Genomic DNA, 16,681 nt, shown 5'->3' with positions numbered 1-16,681 from the left:
ACGGGCGGCGTGCGGTGTCCGGGTTCAGCGCGGTACGGCTGCGTGTTCGAGGACGGCGCGGACCTCGTCGGCGATGGCGGTCTCGTTGCCCTCGAACTCGGGTCCGGTGAGCACCTGCGGGTCGGCGGGCAGGCCGGTGAGCACCGGGGTGTGCAGGTGCCCGCCGGGCATGAGCGGGCGCAGGGCGCTCCGCAACCGGTTGCTGCGGTAGGCCACTTCGTTGGACAGGTAGCCGCCTCCGCCGCCCGCGACGGCCCGGGAGCCCGGGGTGGGGCCGTCCGCGCGGTCCACGGGGGCGGTGGCACCCGCGGGTATCTCGGTGACCGACGGGTTGAGCCGGACCGGGTACGGGCTCTGCACGGCCGCCGTGACGGCGCCGGCGGGCAGGGGGGTGCGGATGAACTCGGGGCCGGGGCCGAGGCCGGGGGCGGTCACCGGGTGCGTGCGGGTTCCGCCGGACAGGGAGCGGGTGTTGTCGGGGTACGGGTCTGCGGAGCGGTTGCGGCCCGCCCAGTCCTCCAGGGTGAACTCGCCCGGGTAGCCCTGGCTGACCGTGGTGAGGGTGTCGGCGGAGCCGGGGCCGCCGGCCAGGCGCGGTGTGAAGGCGCGCTCGACGATGCCGGCGTCGAAGTCGGCGTAGCGGACCGGGAGTACGACGGCGCGGACCTCGGCGGTGCTGCCGTCGGCAAGGGTGATGCGGCGGCCGTTCAGGCGGAGCGCGGCGGATCCGGAGGGGTTGGCGCGGCGTATCTCCCCGTCGAGCCCGAAGGGGTCGAAGCCGCTGATGAACACGCGCCGTACGCCGGGGCCGGAGCGGAAGCCGTTGTCGGCGAGTCCGCGGGAGGCATCCTCGAAGCGGCTGCGCAGCGCGGCCCGGTTGACGGTGAACGTCGGTTCCCAGCGGGCGAGTTCCGCGGTCATGGCGACGCGGGCCCAGTACAGGGGGCGGTCGTCGCCGGCGGCGAGGTCGCCGCCGGGCCGTCGGCCCTGGGCGCGGTGGACTGCCGCCTCCCACAGGGCGGTTCCCCAGGCGTCGAGCAGCCGGCCGGCCTCGGCGGGGCCGCGGGCGGAGCACAGGGCCTCGGGGAAGCGGGTCACGAAGGCGCCGAGGCCGCCGCGTTCGACGAGGGCGGAGGTCCGGGGGTCGGCGAGCCGGGCCTGTTCGGCGTCCAGCGGTGCGGCGGGGGAGGTGCGGCAGGAGGGCGCGGCGGAGCCGTCCGCGTGGGCGGGGGAGGCAACTGCCGTGGAGGCGAGGGTGGCGAGGAGGGCCGCGGCGGACGCGGCACGCCGTAAGGACGTCATGCGGTGTGACATTACATAGCGCCCGCCACCGCCCACCAGGCACCCGTGTCCCACCCGCACATCCGTGCCCATGGATCCGGACACCGCCCACGGGCGGGTGAATCAGGTCAGTATGTGGTGGATTGGTATGGGATGGGCCGCGCATACCCGCTCACTCGATGGGAGACCCACATGAAGATCCGCACCATGGCCGCGGCAGCCTGTCTGGCCGTCTGCGCCACGCTCGGCGGGGTCGGATCCGCCGTCGCGGACAGCACGGCCAACGGCGCGGCCATCGGCTCGCCGGGCGTTCTCTCGGGCAACGTGGTCCAGATCCCGGTTCACATTCCGATCAACATCTGCGGCAACAGCACCAACCGGCTCGGTGCGCTGAACTCGACGATCGGGAACGTCTGCATCAACGGCTGACGCGGTGCGGTGGGGGGTGCCGCCGGGCTCCGGCGGCACCGCCCCGTACGGCGGCGCCCGCCGCGGGGTCCTGCGGGTGTGCCGCCGCATGACCGCCCCCTGGTCACCTGCCGCGCGTGATCACCCCGCGGTACCAGGCGTACGAGTCCTTCGGCGTCCGGCGCAGCGTCTCGTAGTCGACGTGGACGAGGCCGAACCGCTGCCGGTGGCCCTCCGCCCACTCGAAGTTGTCGAGGATCGACCACACGAAGTAGCCGCGGACGTCGACACCCTCCGCCATCGCCCGGTGCAGCGCCCGCAGATGGCCGTCGTGGTACGCGATCCGGCGCGCGTCCGCCACGCGCCCGGTCACCGGATCGGGCCCGTCGCCGTACGAGCAGCCGTTCTCCGTGACGTACAGCGGCGGCAGCCGGTCGCCGTAGCGGCGGTGCATGCCGGTGAGGAGCTCCCGCAGCCCGTCCGGGACGACCGGCCAGCCGAAGTCGGTCCGCTCGTACCCTTCGATCTCCCCGATGGCGAACGGCAGTTCGGGCGGCAGTTCGATGCCGGCGTAGGAATTTCCGCCCGCGAGACCGGCGTCCGGCGGCCGCGGGGCACCCACCCGCACCGGGTTGTAGTAGTTGACGCCGTACCAGTCGAGCGGCGCCGAGATCGTCCGCAGGTCCTCCGCGACCGGGCCCGGCATCATCGCGGCCAGCCCCTCGTCGGGGTAGCCGCCCGTCAGGACCGGGTCGGCGAACATCCGGTTCGCCAGCAGGTCGTACAGATCGGCGGCGGCGCGGTCCTCCTCGCCGTCCCCCGCCGCCCACACGGGGCTGTGCGAGGCCGCGATGCCGATCCGCTGCGCCCCGGCCGCGCGCAGCGCCTGCACGCCGAGGCCGTGGGCCAGCAACTGGTGGTGGGCCGCCGGGAGGGCGTCGAAGACGAGCCGCCTGCCCGGCGCGTGCTCCCCGATGCCGTAGCCGAGGAGGGTGACCTCTGCGGGCTCGTTGACGGTGATCCACATCGGGACCCGGTCGGCCAGCCGCCCGGCGACCACCGAGGCGTACGCGGCGAACCGCTCGGCGGTGTCCCGGTTGAGCCAGCCGCCGCGCTCCTCCAGCGCCAGCGGGGTGTCCCAGTGGAACAGCGTGGGGGCGGGCGCGATGCCGCGGGCGCACAACTCGTCGACGAGCCGGTCGTAGAAGTCCAGCCCCGCCCGGTTGACCGGGCCGTGCCCGTCGGGCAGGACCCGCGGCCAGGAGACCGAGAACCGGTAGGCGCCGACGCCCAGTCCGGCCATCAGGGCCACGTCCTCGCGGTAGCGCTCGTAGTGCCCGCAGGCCGTCTCCGCCAGCGTGCCGTCCTTGATGCTGCCGGGCCGCCGCGTGAAGGCGTCCCAGACGGACGGGCCCCGGCCGTCCGCCGCCGTCGCCCCCTCCACCTGGAAGGCGGAGGCCGAGACGCCCCACAGGAAGTCGGAGGGGAACTCCGGCAGCGGGGCGGGCCGGGTGTCGGCGGACGGGGCGGGACGGGGGCCGGGCGGGCGTGCGGTCATACGGGGGCTCATCTCCGTCGCGGGGGTGCGCTGGGTCCTTGAGGCGGTGGCACACGGGGTGGTGCTGCACCGACTGTTCGCCCCCGGGGGCGGCCCTGTCAACGGAAAGGTGAACAATTCTCAACTCCGGCGCACCGGCGGACCGGGACCGCGGCCGCGGCTACGGCGCGGGGTGACCGCCGCCGATCCCGGACAGCTCCAGCGCCCGCAGCATCGCCGGCAGGTCCCAGCCGTCCCCGTGCGGGCTCTCCGTCCGCTCCACCAGCCCCTCCAGGTCCTGCGGCCGGAGCCGGTAGCCCTCCGCCGCGGCCAGCAGCTCCTCCCCGACGGCGCGGGCCACCCCCAGCTCCCCGCGGATCTCCTCGCCGGTGAACCGCCCGACGCCGCAGTCCAGGCCGTCGTCCTCCAGCGTCTCCGGATAGGGGGCGCGGGCCCAGGCGCCGCCCTCGTACCAGTAGACACAGCCCAGCTGCGCCCCCTCCAGCAGGTCGTCCAGCGTGGCGCGGGGCAGCCAGTCGGGTGCCCCGGCGAGCATGTCCACCGGCGGCTCGTGCCACTTCACGCCGCTCGACTCGTCCTCGCCGTACAGCGCGTAGCGCCCGCCGCCCAGCGGGGCGAACGTCCACCAGGTGCAGCCGCCGTCGTCGAGGTGCAGGCCCCCGGCGTCGACCCACGTCCCGGAGCGGTGGACGCCGAGCCCCTCGTCCTCGGCCGACGCCTGCAGGACGGCGGCCAGCGCCCACCGCGCCCACAGCACCTCCGCTGCGGGCAGGTCCCCGGGGCGCCCCGGCCGGTGCATCGTCATGTGTGGTGTTCCTCCTGTCGGCGCCGGCTCCCCGCCGGCGTGATCGCAACCACCCCTGAGGACTGCTCCGGCGGCCCGCCGGTTCCCTCCGCCGCCGGGCCGGCGCCCGGGAACGGCTGTGCGGGGACGCCCCCTTCAGCGGGTCCGGTCCGCGCCCGGCCCGGGGCGCCGGGGCGTCCAGCCGAGCTGCGCCGCCGCCTTGGCGTACGAGACGCGCAGCGTCGTGTCGAGCATCAGATCGCCCAGATACGGGACCATGCGGCGCAGCAGCCCGCCCGGCAGCCTCAGCGACCGCCGCCCGCCGCGCGCGAGGGCGGCGGCCTCACCCCACGTGGCGGGCGCGCCGTCGACGATGTTGTACGCCTCCCCCGCGCCGCCGTGCCGGAGCGCCGCCACCGTCGCGGCGGCGGCGTCTTCGACGTGCACCCAGGACATCACGCCGCCCCCGCCGACGGGCACCGGGACGGTCCTGCTCGCCGGGTCCGGGTCGAACCAGGTGCCCGGCCCGTGGAAGACGCCGTACCGCAGGGCCGTGCCGGCCACGTGCCGGGCGGCGAAGACGCGGCTCTCGACGGCCGTGAGCCCGGTGACCACATGGTCGGAGACCGTGCCGCGGAGCACCCCGAACGGGTCGCGCTCGGTCAGCACCCGGTCGCCGTGGTCGCCGTAGCCGTATCCGGTGACCAGGGACTGCGCCACGAAGCGGGTGGCGCCGAGGACGCCGGCCGCCTCCAGCAGGTGGTCGGTGCCCGCGGCGCGCAGCACGTTCGACGGGTCGTCGGCGGTCAGGGTCCGCTTCGGCGCCTTCAGCGCGGTCAGCTGGTGGACCACCGCGTCGGCGGTGCGGCCCTCGACGGCGCGCAGCAGGCCCTCCCGGTCGAGCGCGTCGGCGGGCACCGGCTCGGCCCCGAGGCCGCGGACGCGCTGCGCCGAGGCCTCGGACCGGGCCAGCGCCAGCACCTCGTGCCCGTCCGCGAGCAGCATGCGGGTCAGGGGGCGGCCGATCGCCCCGGTCGCACCGGCCAGCAGCACCTTCATCGTTCTCTGCCTCCTCTGCGGCACGGGGCCTCCTGCCCCGGTCGTGCCGCGTTCGCGCGTTTGCCCGCGCCGCTCCGTGTGCCGCGTCGCGGCGCCTTCCACCCTCCGGACCGCGCAACCGGGCCGTTCGTGACAGTCGGGCGGCCGGCGCTCGTGTGACGTGCGCCACTCCGGCAGGTGGGGCGCCGGTACGGCGGACGGCGGCCGACCGGGGATGTCGCACCATCGGACGGAATTGCCGCTCGCTCGGGTGGGACACGCCGCGGCGGCACGGCGGCGCCGCCTCCGGCGTGCACAGCGGGGGCCCGCGACACCCCCTCCACAGAAGGGCAGCACCCTATGCCGTTCGCGACGGGCGTGCTCGCCGCGGCACCGTCCGCCGTGCACCAGGCCCTGCCCTCCGGGGGTCCGCCGGGCGCCCCCGTCGGCGCCCGGTGCCGCGGCGGTCCCGTACGACGGGCAGCCCCTGCACCCGACCGCCCTGTTCGGGGTGAAGTCCCCCGACCACGCGGCGGCCCAGGAGTTCACCGTCGACAGCGGCCGCGCCACCCGCGTGAGCGTCTACGTGGGCAGCGCGGCCGCCACCGGCACCATCACGGCGCAGATCCGCCGCGACAAGGCCGACCCCGCGTCCGCCCTCGCCTCCCGGACCGTCACCCTCGCCTCGCCGGGCGGCGCGGGCGCCGGCCGGCCGGAGTTCCCCCTCGTCGCGGACGTCACCCCCGGCGCCACCTACTACCTGCACGTGCAGGCGGCGACCGCCGAGAGCGGGAACATGCGCCCTGCTCTCGCTGCGCGCGCTGCTCCGGCCGAGCGGCGCCTTCGCCGCGGGATGGGCGCCCGCCTGGGAGTGCTCGTGGCCGCGCGACGGGGCGTTCGCCGCCGTCGCGTTCGCGGCCACCGGCCACGACGCGGAGGCGTACCGGATCCTGCGGTACGACGCCGCCACGCAGCGCCCCGACGGCACCTGGGAGGCCCGCACCAAGCTCGACGGCAGCGGCCCGCCCGACGCGAGGGCCCGGCAGCTCGACGGCAACGGCTGGGTGCCGTGGGCGACGTGGCACTGGTACCGGCAGGCCCCGGCCGCGGACCGCGGGGCGCGGCTGCGGGCCCCCGTACCCCATGGTGCGCAAGGCCGCCGACCACGCCGCCGGCTCGCTCGGCGCCGACGGGCTGCCGCCGGCCTCCCCCGACTACTGGGAACTGGGCACGGACAGCCCCAATATCGGCACCGCGGCCCCGCTGCTCTCGGGCCTCAACGCGGCCGCCGACCTCGCGGCCGGCCTCGGCGAGACCGGCGACCGGGACCGCTGGGCCGACGCCGCACGGAGGCTCTCGGCGGGCATCGCCGCCTCCTTCGCGCCGGGCGGCTACCCGCGCACCGCCGACGGGCGGCACGGCCGCGACAGCGCCGCCGCGTTCACGGCGCCGCCCGTGAACACCGCCCCGCCCGGCCTGGCCGCCGCGCTGGACTCCACGTACCAGGCCCTGCTGCTGCCCAACGGGGGCCTCTCCCCGGGCAACGACCCGGGCTTCGGCTGGGGTTCGTACGCCTGGACCGCCAGCACCTCGTTCTTCGCGGTGGCCTGGGCGCACACGGGTGAGGGCGGCAAGGCGGACCGGGTGCTGGACTGGGTGCTGTCCAAGCGCAACGGGCTGGGCGAACTCCCGGAAACCGTCAACGGATCCGGCTTCCCGTCGGCGGTCGTGCCGCTCGGCTGGACCGGAGCGCTGCTGCTGATCGCGACCCTGGCCCGGGACGGCGCCCCGCTGCCGGCGCCGCCCCTGCGCTCGTAGGCCCCGCCGCGGGACGGGGCGCCGGGCCGGGCGTCCCGGTCCGGCGCCCCGCGTCCGCCGGCGTACGGTCAGGACAGCTTGCCGCCGTAGTCCGGCAGCTTGAAGGTGCGCTCGGCGTGGCCGCCGACCAGGTCGCTCTGCTTGTTGCCGATGTTGGCGATGATCGTGTAGCCGCGCGACTCGATCTCGGCGCGCTGCCCGGTCTTGTACGCGCTGACCTCGTCGAAGAGGTCGGGCAGGTCCCGGACGTAGAGCCCCGAGACCGGGTAGCCCACCTGCTTGAGGTTCCAGTCGGTCAGCGAGCCGATGATGCCCGGGCGGGCGGTGACGAAGAAGATCGCGGCGCCGTGCTCGTGGGCGTACCGGGTCAGGTCGCGGACCTCGGCGATGGCGGGCGTCGGGAGCGTCCAGAACCAGTGGAAGTCGGTCTCCAGCGAGGAGTTGTCGATGTCGAGGACGATCGCGGGGCGCTCGCCGGCGGGCGAGCGGGCCAGGCGCTGCTCGACGTAGGGGCGGGCCTCGCCGACGACGGCGGCGACGTCGCGCTTCCACATGCCGTAGTCGATGCCGAGGAGGGCCGCGTTGCCGCCGGGGGCCCACGTCGTCGTGGCGGCCGGTGCGGCGGCGGGGGCGGGTGCCGCGGCGGGGGCCGCCGACGCGGTGGCGGCGGGGGCCAGCAGCAGGGCGGCGGTCGCGGCCGCCGTGCCGGCTGCGGTTCCGAGGGTGCGTATGCGGCTGCGGGTACGGGTGCTGCGCATGTGGGGGCGCTCCTCACGACATGGGGATTCGGCATGTACGCGGCCAGAATCGGCATGATCGCAAGGGATGTCTACCGGTCGGTAGGGAATTTCTTCGGGCTTTCCGGTGAACAGCCCTACCGCCCGGTCGAGTCGGGGGCGCCCGGCAGCGGGGTCCGCCGGGCCGGCCGCCTGCGCCGCGGCGGTGCGCACCGCCGCGGCGCCGCCGGGGCCCGCGGTGCGAACCGCCGCGACCCCCTAGCGGGTGACGCGCAGGTAGGCGACCTCGTAGGACATCTCCGAGACGTCCGGCTCGGGCGCCGGGTGGTAACGGCCCGCGCACACCGACAGGTTGACGATGATGTACGCCCGCCAGCGCCACCCGACCCCGGTGCGGTCGGCGTACACGCGGGTGCCGTTCACCCACCAGACGACCGACCAGGCGCCGAACTTCACCTTCAGGTCGACCCAGCCGCCGGGCTGCACGGCCGGGTTGCGGTAGTAGTGCGAGCCGCCGCGGCGGACGTGGTTGGAGAGTTCGAGGAGGTCCGGGTTGTCGGGGTGGTACTCGAAGACGTCGACCTCGTTGCCGCCGTCGCGCCAGGTCCAGATCGCAGGCCAGGCGCCGAGTTCCCGGGGGAGTCTGACGCGGGCCTCCAGGACGTCCTCCGCGCGCAGCTGGAAGCCTTCCCGGCTGCCCTCGGTGGTGAGCAGCCCCGCGTCCCAATTGCCGTCGGGGCGGCGGGTCGCGCGAAACGTTCCGCTGCGGCTGTACGCGGGGTCGGAGACGAGGTGGTCGAGCTTGTTGTCGCCGGGGTTGACCGGGCCGCCGTTGGGATAGGCCCAGGACCGGCCGGCGACCCATTGGGTGGTGGACGTGAAGTCGGCAGTGAACACCGTCGTTGCGGCAGGGCGGAACCATGCCAAGAGTTGCGAGATCACACGAAATGCCTGCCCGTACGGCAGGTCGCCCATTCTGCTGATCTCCACCGGAATCGCCCGTAACGGGCTCAGTGCTTCGGTGCGCCGGGTCTGCTCCGGCGCACCGGGCGCCCCTCGGCACACGCGCGGGTCACACGGTGTGCGAGGGGCGGACGAGGCTCAGGCGCCGGCCTGGCCGCGCGCCTCGCGCTCGGCGTTGCGCTCCTTGATCCGCACCGCTTCCTTGCGGACCTCGGCCTGCGTGGCGCGCTCCTTCTGCAGCCACTCGGGGTTGTCCTGCTTCAGGGCGTCGATCTGCTCGGTGGTGAGCGCCTCCGTGACGCCGCCGCGGGCGAGTCCCGCGATGGAGACGCCGAGCCTGGCCGCGACCACCGGGCGCGGGTGCGGGCCGAGCCGCCGCAGGTCCCGGAGCCACTGGGGCGGGTCGGCCTGCAGCGCGTTCAGCTCGCTGCGGGAGACGACACCCTCCCGGAACTCCGCGGGGGTGGCCTCGAGGTACACACCCAGCTTCTTCGCCGCCGTGGCGGGCTTCATGGTCTGGGCGGTCTTGTGCGACGTCATGCGACAAGAATATCGAGCGTGTGCGCTACTCCTGACCACGCCCGGTAACCTGGGCGGGTGACAGGCTCGGAAGCACCTCCCTCGTTCCGGCTCGCGTACGTCCCCGGAGTGACGCCCAGCAAGTGGGTGCGGATCTGGAACGAGCGCCTGCCCGACGTCCCGCTCACCCTCGTGCAGGTGTCCGCCGCCGAGGCGCCGGGCACGCTCCGTGACGGCGCGGCGGACGCGGGCCTCGTCCGGATCCCCGCGGACCGCGGCGGCCTCGCGGCGATCCCGCTGTACACCGAGACGACGGTCGTCGTGGTCCCGAAGGACCACCTGGTGGCCGCCGTGGACGAGGTGTCCACCGCCGACCTCGCCGACGAGATCGTCCTGCACCCCCTCGACGACACCCTGGACTGGGAGGCCCTGCCCGGCCGTCCCGCGTTCGAGCGGCCGGCGACCACCGCCGACGCGATCGAACTCGTCGCGGCCGGGATCGGCGTACTCGTCGTGCCCCAGTCCCTGGCCCGCCTCCACCACCGCAAGGACCTCACGTACCGGCCCGTCACCGACGCCCCCGCCTCCCGGGTGGCGCTCTCCTGGCCCGAGGCCGACCCCACGCCCGACCTGGTCGAGCACTTCATCGGCATCGTCCGCGGCCGCACCGTCAACAGCACCCGCGGCCCGCAGCGGGAGACGCAGGACGCCAAGGGCGGCGGCCGCGTCGCCGCCGGCAAGGCCGCGGCCGGCCGGAACCCGCGCGGCGGAGCCGCCGGCGGCAAGGGCGGCACGGCGAAGAGCGGCGGAGGCAAGGGCGGCACGGCCAAGGGCGGCAGAGGAGCGGGACCCGCCAAGGGAGCCCGGACCGCCAAGGGCACCAAGGGCGGCCGCCGCCGGCCCTGACCGGGAGCCGCTAGGAGCCGATCCGCACCAGCGCGAGCGTGATGTTGTCGGGACCGCCCGCCTCGACGGCCGCCCGCCACAGCTCGAACACGGCCCTGCCGTCGTCGTGGACGCGCAGCAGCCCGCCGACCTCCTCCTCCGGGACCGGATCGGTCAGCCCGTCCGAGCAGACCAGGTAGCGCGCCCCCGGCCCGATCGGCTGCACCGAGACGTGCGGGTGGATCCGGCCGGGCCCGCCCCCGCCGCCGATCGCCTGCGTCAGCACCGACGACGTCCGCACTCCCGGCGGCAGCGGGGGGTTGTCGTCCTCGCTGACCTGGCGCAGCTCCTCTCCGGTGGCGTCGAACACCCGGCTGTCGCCCACGTTGAACGAGATCAGCGACTCGCCGAGGACGACCGCGCCCGCGACGGTCGTGCCCATCGCCGTCAGCCCCGGATCGCCGTCCGCGGCCGCGTACACGGCCCGGTCGCACAGGGCGACGGCCTCGCGGACCGCCTCCTCGCCGTCCAGGGCCGGCCCGAGGGCCGACAGCTGCCGCACCACGAGCGCGCTGGCCACCTCCCCGGCCGGCTGGCCGCCGATGCCGTCGGCCACCGCCACGACGACGGGGTCGCCGAGCGGGAACACGAACGTCTGCGGGGTGCGGGTGGCAGTGGCGCACAGCGTCCACGGTCCGACGACGAGGCTGTCCTCGTTGTGGTCGCGGATCAGGCCGGGGTGGCTGAGGGCGCTCACGGCTACGTACGGCATCGCACACCCATTGTCGCCCGGTATGGCGCCGCCCGCGCGGCTCAGCCGCCCAGCGTGCGCCGGCGCTGCATCCGGGCGATGTCCGAGGCCGTCACGATCCCCACGAGCCGACCGCCGTCCACCACCAGCACGGGCAGCCCGGTGCCCGGCCGCAGCCGGTCGAGGGCTTCCGCCAGCGGCAGGTCCGGCGGGACGACCGCGTACCGCTCCACCGGGTTCGCCACGTCCCGCACCCGCAGTTCCTCGCGCCGCTCCCGGGGGACCGACGCCAGCCTGGCCACCTCCACCACCCCGCTGGGGCGGCCGTCGAAGTCGTGCAGCGGCAGCACGGAGTGCCGCGCTTCCAGAGCCACCTCGTCGATGAACCGCCGTACGCTCAGCCAGTCCGCCGCCGCGGCCACCGGGCTCGTCATCGCGTCGGCCACGCGCACCCCCTCCAGCGCGGAGCGCAGCTCCGCGGTACGCCGCTCGGCGGCGGCGACGAACGCCATGAACAGGCCGATCAGGATGAGCCACAGCCCGTCCGGCCGTCCCCGCAGGAACGCGATCCACCCGCCCGCCGCGAGCAGCATGCCGACGGCCTGCCCGCTGCGCGAGGCCGTACGCTCGGCCCGCTCCCGGTCGCCCGTGCGCCACCACAGCAGCGCCTGGAGCACGCGGCCCCCGTCGAGCGGCGCGGCCGGCAGCAGGTTGAACACGCCGAGGAAGAGGTTCGTCCAGCCCAGCCACACCAGCACCGCCGCCGGGACGTGCCACCCGGTCAGGGCGTGCAGTCCGGCCCCGGCGCCGAGCGCCGCGCTCCCGAGCAGCAGGCTGGCCAGCGGCCCGCTGACCGCGACCTGGAACGCCGCCCCGGCCGTCGGGGGCCGGCCCATGCGGGTCATGCCGCCGAGCGCCCACAGGGTCACGTCCTCGACGGCGATCTTCCTGTGCCGGGCGGTCGCGGCGTGCGCGGTCTCGTGCAGCAGCAGGCTCGCCACCAGGGCGAGCGCGCCGACGGCCGCGGCCGCGGTGTAGACGGCGTCCGACCGGCCGGGCGTCCAGGCGGGCAGCGTCCGGCGGCCGAGCCCGTACGCGAAGAGCAGCACGAGCAGCGGCACACTCCAGTGCATCCGCAGCGGAACGCCGACCACCCGGCCGACGGGGACCGAGCCGTTCATCTCCGCCTCCTGCCCCTCGGCGGCGGGCCCACACGCCCATTGTCGCGCCGCCCGCCCGGCGCGGGGAGGTCAGCCCGCGGCGGTGGCGGCGGCCGGCGCGGCGTCGAGCTCCCAGGCGTGGCGCTTGAACTCCCGCAGGAAGTCGGCGTGGTCCTCCCACTGCCGGGCGATGCCGCGCAGGACATCCCAGTGGTGCTCCACCGACTGGTCGATGACCCGGCGCAGCGCCGCGTCGGCCGTCTCCCGCTTCTCGATCAGGCCCCTGACCGCCGACGCCTCCAGCACCGCGTTGCGCAGCGCCCGCAGCGCACGGGAGGTGTCGTCCATCGCGAAACCGCGCTCGCTGCCCGTGGCCTCGTCGAACAGCGGGGTGAGGCGCGCCTCGATGAAGGCGGTGATCCGCTCGAAGTGCTGCACGTCCATCGGGGGCTCCCTCTCCGGCCGCACGCGGCGGCCCGGCACATCGCGTCGTCGTTCCTGGCGCGGGCGCGTGCCGCCGGCGCGGTTGCAGCATAACGACCGAAGATCGTCGGCCCCGCGCCCGCCGGAGCCCGGCCGTGCCGCCTCCGCAACAGGCGCTCCACAGCCGTGCAACGGTTGCGCAGATCCCCGTCGCTCCCCGTCCTCCCGGTGTTACCTTCCGTGGCGGCGGTGCGTTCCATTTCACAGCAGTCGGGGGGCGGTCAGTGGTGAGCGCTGCGGCGGAGTTCGGCCATGCCGAAGGGGCGGAGGCGTTCCTCCGCAACATGATCTGGCGCCATCCCGGCCGCCGGCAGCCCGTGGTCGCCCTGCTGGGGCCCCGCCGGTCCGGCAAGTCCAGCCTGCTGCGGGCCGTCTCCCAGGGATGCGGCTCGACGGTGGTGCACGCGCACCTCGACTTCCACGAGAACCCCGTCGACCCGGTGTCCGCGGCCGCCCTGACCGCCTTCCAGATGATGCGCGGCTGGGACACCCTGCGCCGCAGCCCGGTCTTCCACCGCTTCGCCCTCGGACTGCTCGCGCTGAACGAGGAGCTGGAGCCGGACCGGGCCCGCGCCACCGACCAGATCCGCGGACTGATCCAGCAGTACACCCGCAACACGCGCCGCGGCCGGTTCGCCTCCCGCCTGGAGGAGGCCGTCGACGCCACGATGGACGTCGTCGCCACCGGCGTCCTCAGCCCGCTGGTGTCCGGGCCCCGCGAGACGGCCTCCGCCGTACGGGAACGGGCCCGGCCCGTGATCGGCTCGCTGCTCCAGGGCCCCGCCCGGTGGGGCCTGCGCGATGCGCTGCGCTGGCACGTCGGCATCCCGGAGGCGGAGGCCGCGGGTTCCGTGGACGCCCTGATCCGGCTCAGTTCCGCCTCCCGGTCGGCGGTGGTCGCGCCGCTGATGGCGGCGTTCCTCGCCGACGCCAAGGACCAGGCCGAGCGCCACCCGGCGCTGCGGTCGGCCTGCTCGTGCGAGATACCCGAGTCCGAGGGGGCCCGCGGCCGGCACGACCACGCCTGGGTCCTGCTGGTGGACGGCGCTCAGACCCCGGCGGGCCGGCGCTTCCTGTCCGCCCTCGTCGCCGCCCGGCTGCGCAACGCCCAGAGCGAGCCGGGCGCGGCGGCCGCCGCGGACCCCGTCGTCGTCCTCGCCGCCTGCGACCAGTGGCAGCCCGAGTGGACGACCCGGTGGTGCGAGCCCTGGCGCACCACCCCTCTGCCCGACACCCCGCAGCGCCGCATCCCCCTGCTGTCGCAGGCCACCCGCACGGTGTGGACCCGTCAGGACGGGGCGGGCGCCGCACCGGACCCCGCCTCCGCGGCGCACTACTGGTATCCGGTCTGGCTCGACCCGATGCCCGAGGAGCGGGCCGCCGCCGTCGCCGACGACGGGGCCCTGCTCGCCGCGCCCGTCCCCGCCCCCGTCGTGCACGCCCTGACCGGCGGCCACTGGGGCGCTGTCCTCGCCGTGCAGGAGCAGCGGGCCGGCACCTCCCCGGACGCGGACGCCGCCGAACGCGAGAGACCCCTGCCCGCCGCCGTCGACGCCGACGGCAGACCGCTGTGGTCCCGGGCCCTGGAAACGTGCCTGCCCGAGGGCCTCGCCGTACCCGCCGGGCCGTGGACCGCCCCGCCGCCCGCGGTCCTGGCCGCCGCCTACCTCGCGGACATGCGCACCGCGGACGACCCCCGGGTCCCGCCGGAGATAGCCGACCTGCCGCGGAGCCTGGAGCTGCTCCGCCGCAACCTGTGGGTCAGCACCTTCTTCCACCGCCCCTCCCTCATCCGGGACGTGGGCTGGGGGGAGGCCGACCGGCCCGCGGTCCTCCACCCTTGGCTGAGCCGCTGCGCCCTCACCGCCCTGTCCGCCGCCGGACCCGCCGGGGACGGCCCGCCCGACCCCTGGCGGGAGGTGTTCGCCCGGCAGGCCCACGCCCTGGCCCCGCCGGCCGCCGCCCACGGCGGCCCGGCGCCCGCCCGGGAGGAGCAGCAGCTCTTCTACGACCTGTGCCTGGGCGACTTCGCGCCCGTCGCCGAGACCCTCGCGAACCGCTTCGACCGCGACCACCGCGCGTGGGTGCGGCTCCTCGACTACCTCGCGTCGGCGCCGTGCCGCCTGCTCCAGGAGCGGCCCGCGCACGAGGCGTACGCGGTGCTCCTCGCCGGCGTCGAACGCTCCGGCCGGGACGTCGTCGCCGTCGCCACCGCGAAGCTGCTCGCCCTGCTGTGGCTGTACAACGACCCGCTCACCGAGCGCAGCAGGCGCTGGGACGCCCAGATCGAGGAGGGCTTCGAACGCCTCGCGCACAACTCCCGCCTCCTCGACGTCAGCGCCCTCCAGCAGGCGGGCGCCCTCTTCGCCTGACCCCGCCCGCCCGCCCGCCCGCCCGTCCGCCCGCCCGCGCCGCGCACCGCAACGCCCGCACCGCTAGGAGTCCTCATGCCCGCAGGTGTACGCATTCCCCGCTTCGTCCGGTGGCGCCGCCACCCGGTGCTCGCCGGGGCCGCCGCCCTCGTCCTCGTGGCCGGCCTCGTCCTCGGCGGCATACGCGCGTACGAGTTCCTCGTCCGGCCGGAGCTGGCCTGCGGGAAGGGCATGACGGCCGCGGGCCGGGGCCCCACCCTCGCCTGCGTCGGGGTGAACCTGGAGAGCACCCCGTTCACCAAGGACGAGCCCGCCCGCATGCGGGAGCTGGAGAAGACGATCCGCGCGGCCAACGACGCGGTGCGGGGCGAGTCCGCCGGCGTCGTCCTGATGCTGAACCTGTCGCCGGTCGTGGACGTGGACACGCTGACCCGCGAATCGCTGTACCACAACATCGAAGGCGCCGTGACCGCGGTGTGGCGGGCCAACAACACCGCCGCGTACGGCAGCCGGCCCGGCATCAAGCTGTACCTGGCCAACATGGGCAGCCGGTACGGCTCCTGGCGGCAGGCCGTGGACAGCGTCAAGAAGCACGCCGCGTCGGAGCGGATCGCCGCGGTCGTCGGCCTCGGCCAGTCCACCGAGCAGACCCGGCGGGCCGCCGCGGCCCTCTCGAAGGAACTGCACATCCCGGTGATCGGCTCGACCGTCACCGGCAACTCGATGAACCTCGACCCGGACGACCCCACGAAGCCGATCCCCGACATGTTCCGCGTCGCACCGACGAACACGGACGCGGTCATCGCCGCCAACCAGTACGCGGGCACGCTCAGCCCGGCCGTCACCTCGCTCGCCGTCATCGCGGACAGCGTCGACGGCGACGACTACACGGCGACCCTGGCCGCCGAGGCCAGGACCCGCTTCCAGGCGCCGGGCCGCACCGTCACCACCCTGCCCTACACGTCGCCCCGCGAGCTGGCCGCCGACTCCGGCCGCCGGAACTATTTGATCGACCAGTTCAACCTGATGCACGCCAACCTCTGCCAGGCCTCCCCCTCGGCCGTGTACTTCGCCGGGCGGGGCCGCGACCTGGGCGCGTTCGTCCAGACCTGGGTCCAGGGCGCGCCGTGCGGGGTCGACAGGCTCCGGATCATCGCCGGGGACGACGCCTCCCAGGCCATCCGCGACGAGGCCGTGCTCGAGGGGATCAAGTCCGGGCGGGTCGAGGTGGCGTACACGGCGCTGGCCAGCCCGGACCAGTGGGGCGAGGACTGCCCCGGCACGGACGCGAAGCGGAACCACGACCAGTTCCGGTCGGCGTTCACCGGCAGCCCCGACCCGTGCACCCAGCAGGGGCCGGGCACCGGCCAGGGCGGCGCGGCCCCGCTCCGCTTCGACCCGGCGCACCTCGCCAGCGGCCAGGCGATGCTCACGCACGACGCGACGGCCGCCGCGATCAGCGCGGTCCGGCGGGCGGGGGAGGGGGTCCGCAACCCGGGCCAGCTGACGGGCATCCTGCACCAGTTCTACTGCGCACAGATGCTGCCGGGCGCGAGCGGCTGGCTCTCCTTCGGCGACGACGGCAACCCGATCGGCAAGCCGCTGCCGATCGTGCAGATCAACGCGGACGGAACGACGAAGACCGCCACCCTGACGTGGCCCAGCTCCGCGCCGAACCTGAGCCTGCCGCAGCGCGGCGGTACAGGCGCCCCCGGCTGCTGACGGACCGGCGGGCGGCCCCGGGCCCGACCCGGCCCCGCCCGCCCCGGCCGGATCCCGCGCGTCCGCGCCCCCGCCCCGCCCCGGCCCGCCCTCCACCAGGTGGCGGGCCGGGGCGCCCACTTCCGGGTGACACCCGCCGTAGGGCGCCCCGACCGGCGCGCGCCCGTCACGGACGATCGGCGGCGGCCGGTTCCCCACCGGC

The 16,681-nt window shown here is 75.7% G+C and carries 14 protein-coding genes and 1 pseudogene; 5 read left to right on the top strand and 10 right to left on the bottom strand.

Translation table 11 applies throughout. From position 1 onward, the window contains the following. Nucleotides 1-24: 24 nt before the first annotated feature. On the bottom strand, nucleotides 25-1,302 hold the full coding sequence (locus ACZ462_RS18145; RefSeq protein WP_467806524.1) for a pyroglutamyl peptidase: 1,278 nt from the start codon (nucleotides 1,300-1,302) through the stop codon (nucleotides 25-27). A 171-nt stretch (nucleotides 1,303-1,473) separates the two neighbouring features. Between ACZ462_RS18145 and ACZ462_RS18140 the strand changes: the two genes are divergently transcribed. Next, a complete protein-coding gene (locus ACZ462_RS18140) occupies nucleotides 1,474-1,710 on the top strand; it encodes a chaplin (RefSeq protein WP_467806522.1) in 237 nt (78 codons plus the stop codon). A 103-nt stretch (nucleotides 1,711-1,813) separates the two neighbouring features. On the opposite strand, the gene ACZ462_RS18135 is transcribed toward ACZ462_RS18140, so the two are convergent. The 3 genes from ACZ462_RS18135 to ACZ462_RS18125 form a co-directional block, all read right to left on the bottom strand. Further along, nucleotides 1,814-3,247: a GH1 family beta-glucosidase gene (locus ACZ462_RS18135; RefSeq protein WP_467806521.1), complete on the bottom strand. Its 1,434-nt coding sequence runs from the start codon at nucleotides 3,245-3,247 to the stop codon at nucleotides 1,814-1,816. Nucleotides 3,248-3,407: 160 nt separating this feature from the next. Further along, nucleotides 3,408-4,052, bottom strand: a complete 645-nt coding sequence (locus ACZ462_RS18130; protein WP_467806519.1) for a hypothetical protein — start codon at nucleotides 4,050-4,052, stop codon at nucleotides 3,408-3,410. 135 nt (nucleotides 4,053-4,187) lie between these two features. Beyond that, nucleotides 4,188-5,090, bottom strand: coding sequence for an NAD-dependent epimerase/dehydratase family protein (locus ACZ462_RS18125; RefSeq protein ID WP_467806518.1), 903 nt, complete (start codon nucleotides 5,088-5,090; stop codon nucleotides 4,188-4,190). A 1,122-nt stretch (nucleotides 5,091-6,212) separates the two neighbouring features. On the opposite strand from ACZ462_RS18125, the gene ACZ462_RS18120 reads away from it, so the two are divergent. Next, a complete protein-coding gene (locus tag ACZ462_RS18120) occupies nucleotides 6,213-6,887 on the top strand; it encodes a hypothetical protein (protein ID WP_467806517.1) in 675 nt (224 codons plus the stop codon). Between the two features lie 68 nt (nucleotides 6,888-6,955). Here the strand turns inward: ACZ462_RS18120 and ACZ462_RS18115 are convergent, their stop codons facing one another. From ACZ462_RS18115 to ACZ462_RS18105, 3 genes and pseudogenes are all read right to left on the bottom strand, one after another. Next, entirely contained in the window at nucleotides 6,956-7,645 is a 690-nt protein-coding gene (locus ACZ462_RS18115) for an HAD family acid phosphatase (protein ID WP_467806515.1), read from the bottom strand. Nucleotides 7,646-7,885: 240 nt separating this feature from the next. Further along, nucleotides 7,886-8,599: pseudogene (locus ACZ462_RS18110) on the bottom strand (LamG domain-containing protein); the annotation flags it as partial. Between the two features lie 126 nt (nucleotides 8,600-8,725). Then, nucleotides 8,726-9,127, bottom strand: a complete 402-nt coding sequence (locus ACZ462_RS18105) for a DUF5997 family protein (RefSeq protein WP_467806512.1) — start codon at nucleotides 9,125-9,127, stop codon at nucleotides 8,726-8,728. A gap of 57 nt (nucleotides 9,128-9,184) precedes the next feature. Between ACZ462_RS18105 and ACZ462_RS18100 the strand changes: the two genes are divergently transcribed. After that, nucleotides 9,185-10,012, top strand: a complete 828-nt coding sequence (locus ACZ462_RS18100; protein ID WP_467806511.1) for a LysR family transcriptional regulator substrate-binding protein — start codon at nucleotides 9,185-9,187, stop codon at nucleotides 10,010-10,012. Nucleotides 10,013-10,022: 10 nt separating this feature from the next. On the opposite strand, the gene ACZ462_RS18095 is transcribed toward ACZ462_RS18100, so the two are convergent. The 3 genes from ACZ462_RS18095 to ACZ462_RS18085 all read right to left on the bottom strand — a co-directional run bounded on the left by ACZ462_RS18095 (nucleotide 10,023) and on the right by ACZ462_RS18085 (nucleotide 12,346). Continuing rightward, the gene (locus tag ACZ462_RS18095) at nucleotides 10,023-10,763 is read right to left on the bottom strand and encodes a PP2C family protein-serine/threonine phosphatase (RefSeq protein ID WP_467806510.1); all 741 of its coding nucleotides are present in this window, start codon (nucleotides 10,761-10,763) and stop codon (nucleotides 10,023-10,025) included. 41 nt (nucleotides 10,764-10,804) lie between these two features. Continuing rightward, nucleotides 10,805-11,923, bottom strand: coding sequence for a site-2 protease family protein (locus ACZ462_RS18090; RefSeq protein WP_467806509.1), 1,119 nt, complete (start codon nucleotides 11,921-11,923; stop codon nucleotides 10,805-10,807). A gap of 69 nt (nucleotides 11,924-11,992) precedes the next feature. Continuing rightward, nucleotides 11,993-12,346: a hypothetical protein gene (locus tag ACZ462_RS18085; RefSeq protein WP_467806508.1), complete on the bottom strand. Its 354-nt coding sequence runs from the start codon at nucleotides 12,344-12,346 to the stop codon at nucleotides 11,993-11,995. A gap of 266 nt (nucleotides 12,347-12,612) precedes the next feature. Between ACZ462_RS18085 and ACZ462_RS18080 the strand changes: the two genes are divergently transcribed. Next, entirely contained in the window at nucleotides 12,613-14,757 is a 2,145-nt protein-coding gene (locus ACZ462_RS18080) for a hypothetical protein (protein ID WP_467806506.1), read from the top strand. 75 nt (nucleotides 14,758-14,832) lie between these two features. After that, complete coding sequence (locus ACZ462_RS18075; RefSeq protein ID WP_467806505.1) at nucleotides 14,833-16,479, top strand: ABC transporter substrate-binding protein; 1,647 nt, start codon at nucleotides 14,833-14,835, stop codon at nucleotides 16,477-16,479. The last annotated feature ends 202 nt before the right edge of the window (nucleotides 16,480-16,681 follow it).

This window comes from Streptomyces sp. NPDC031121 (genome assembly GCF_055570615.1).
Note: the sequence above shows the minus strand (reverse complement) of the source record. Positions and strands in the feature narration are given on the sequence as shown.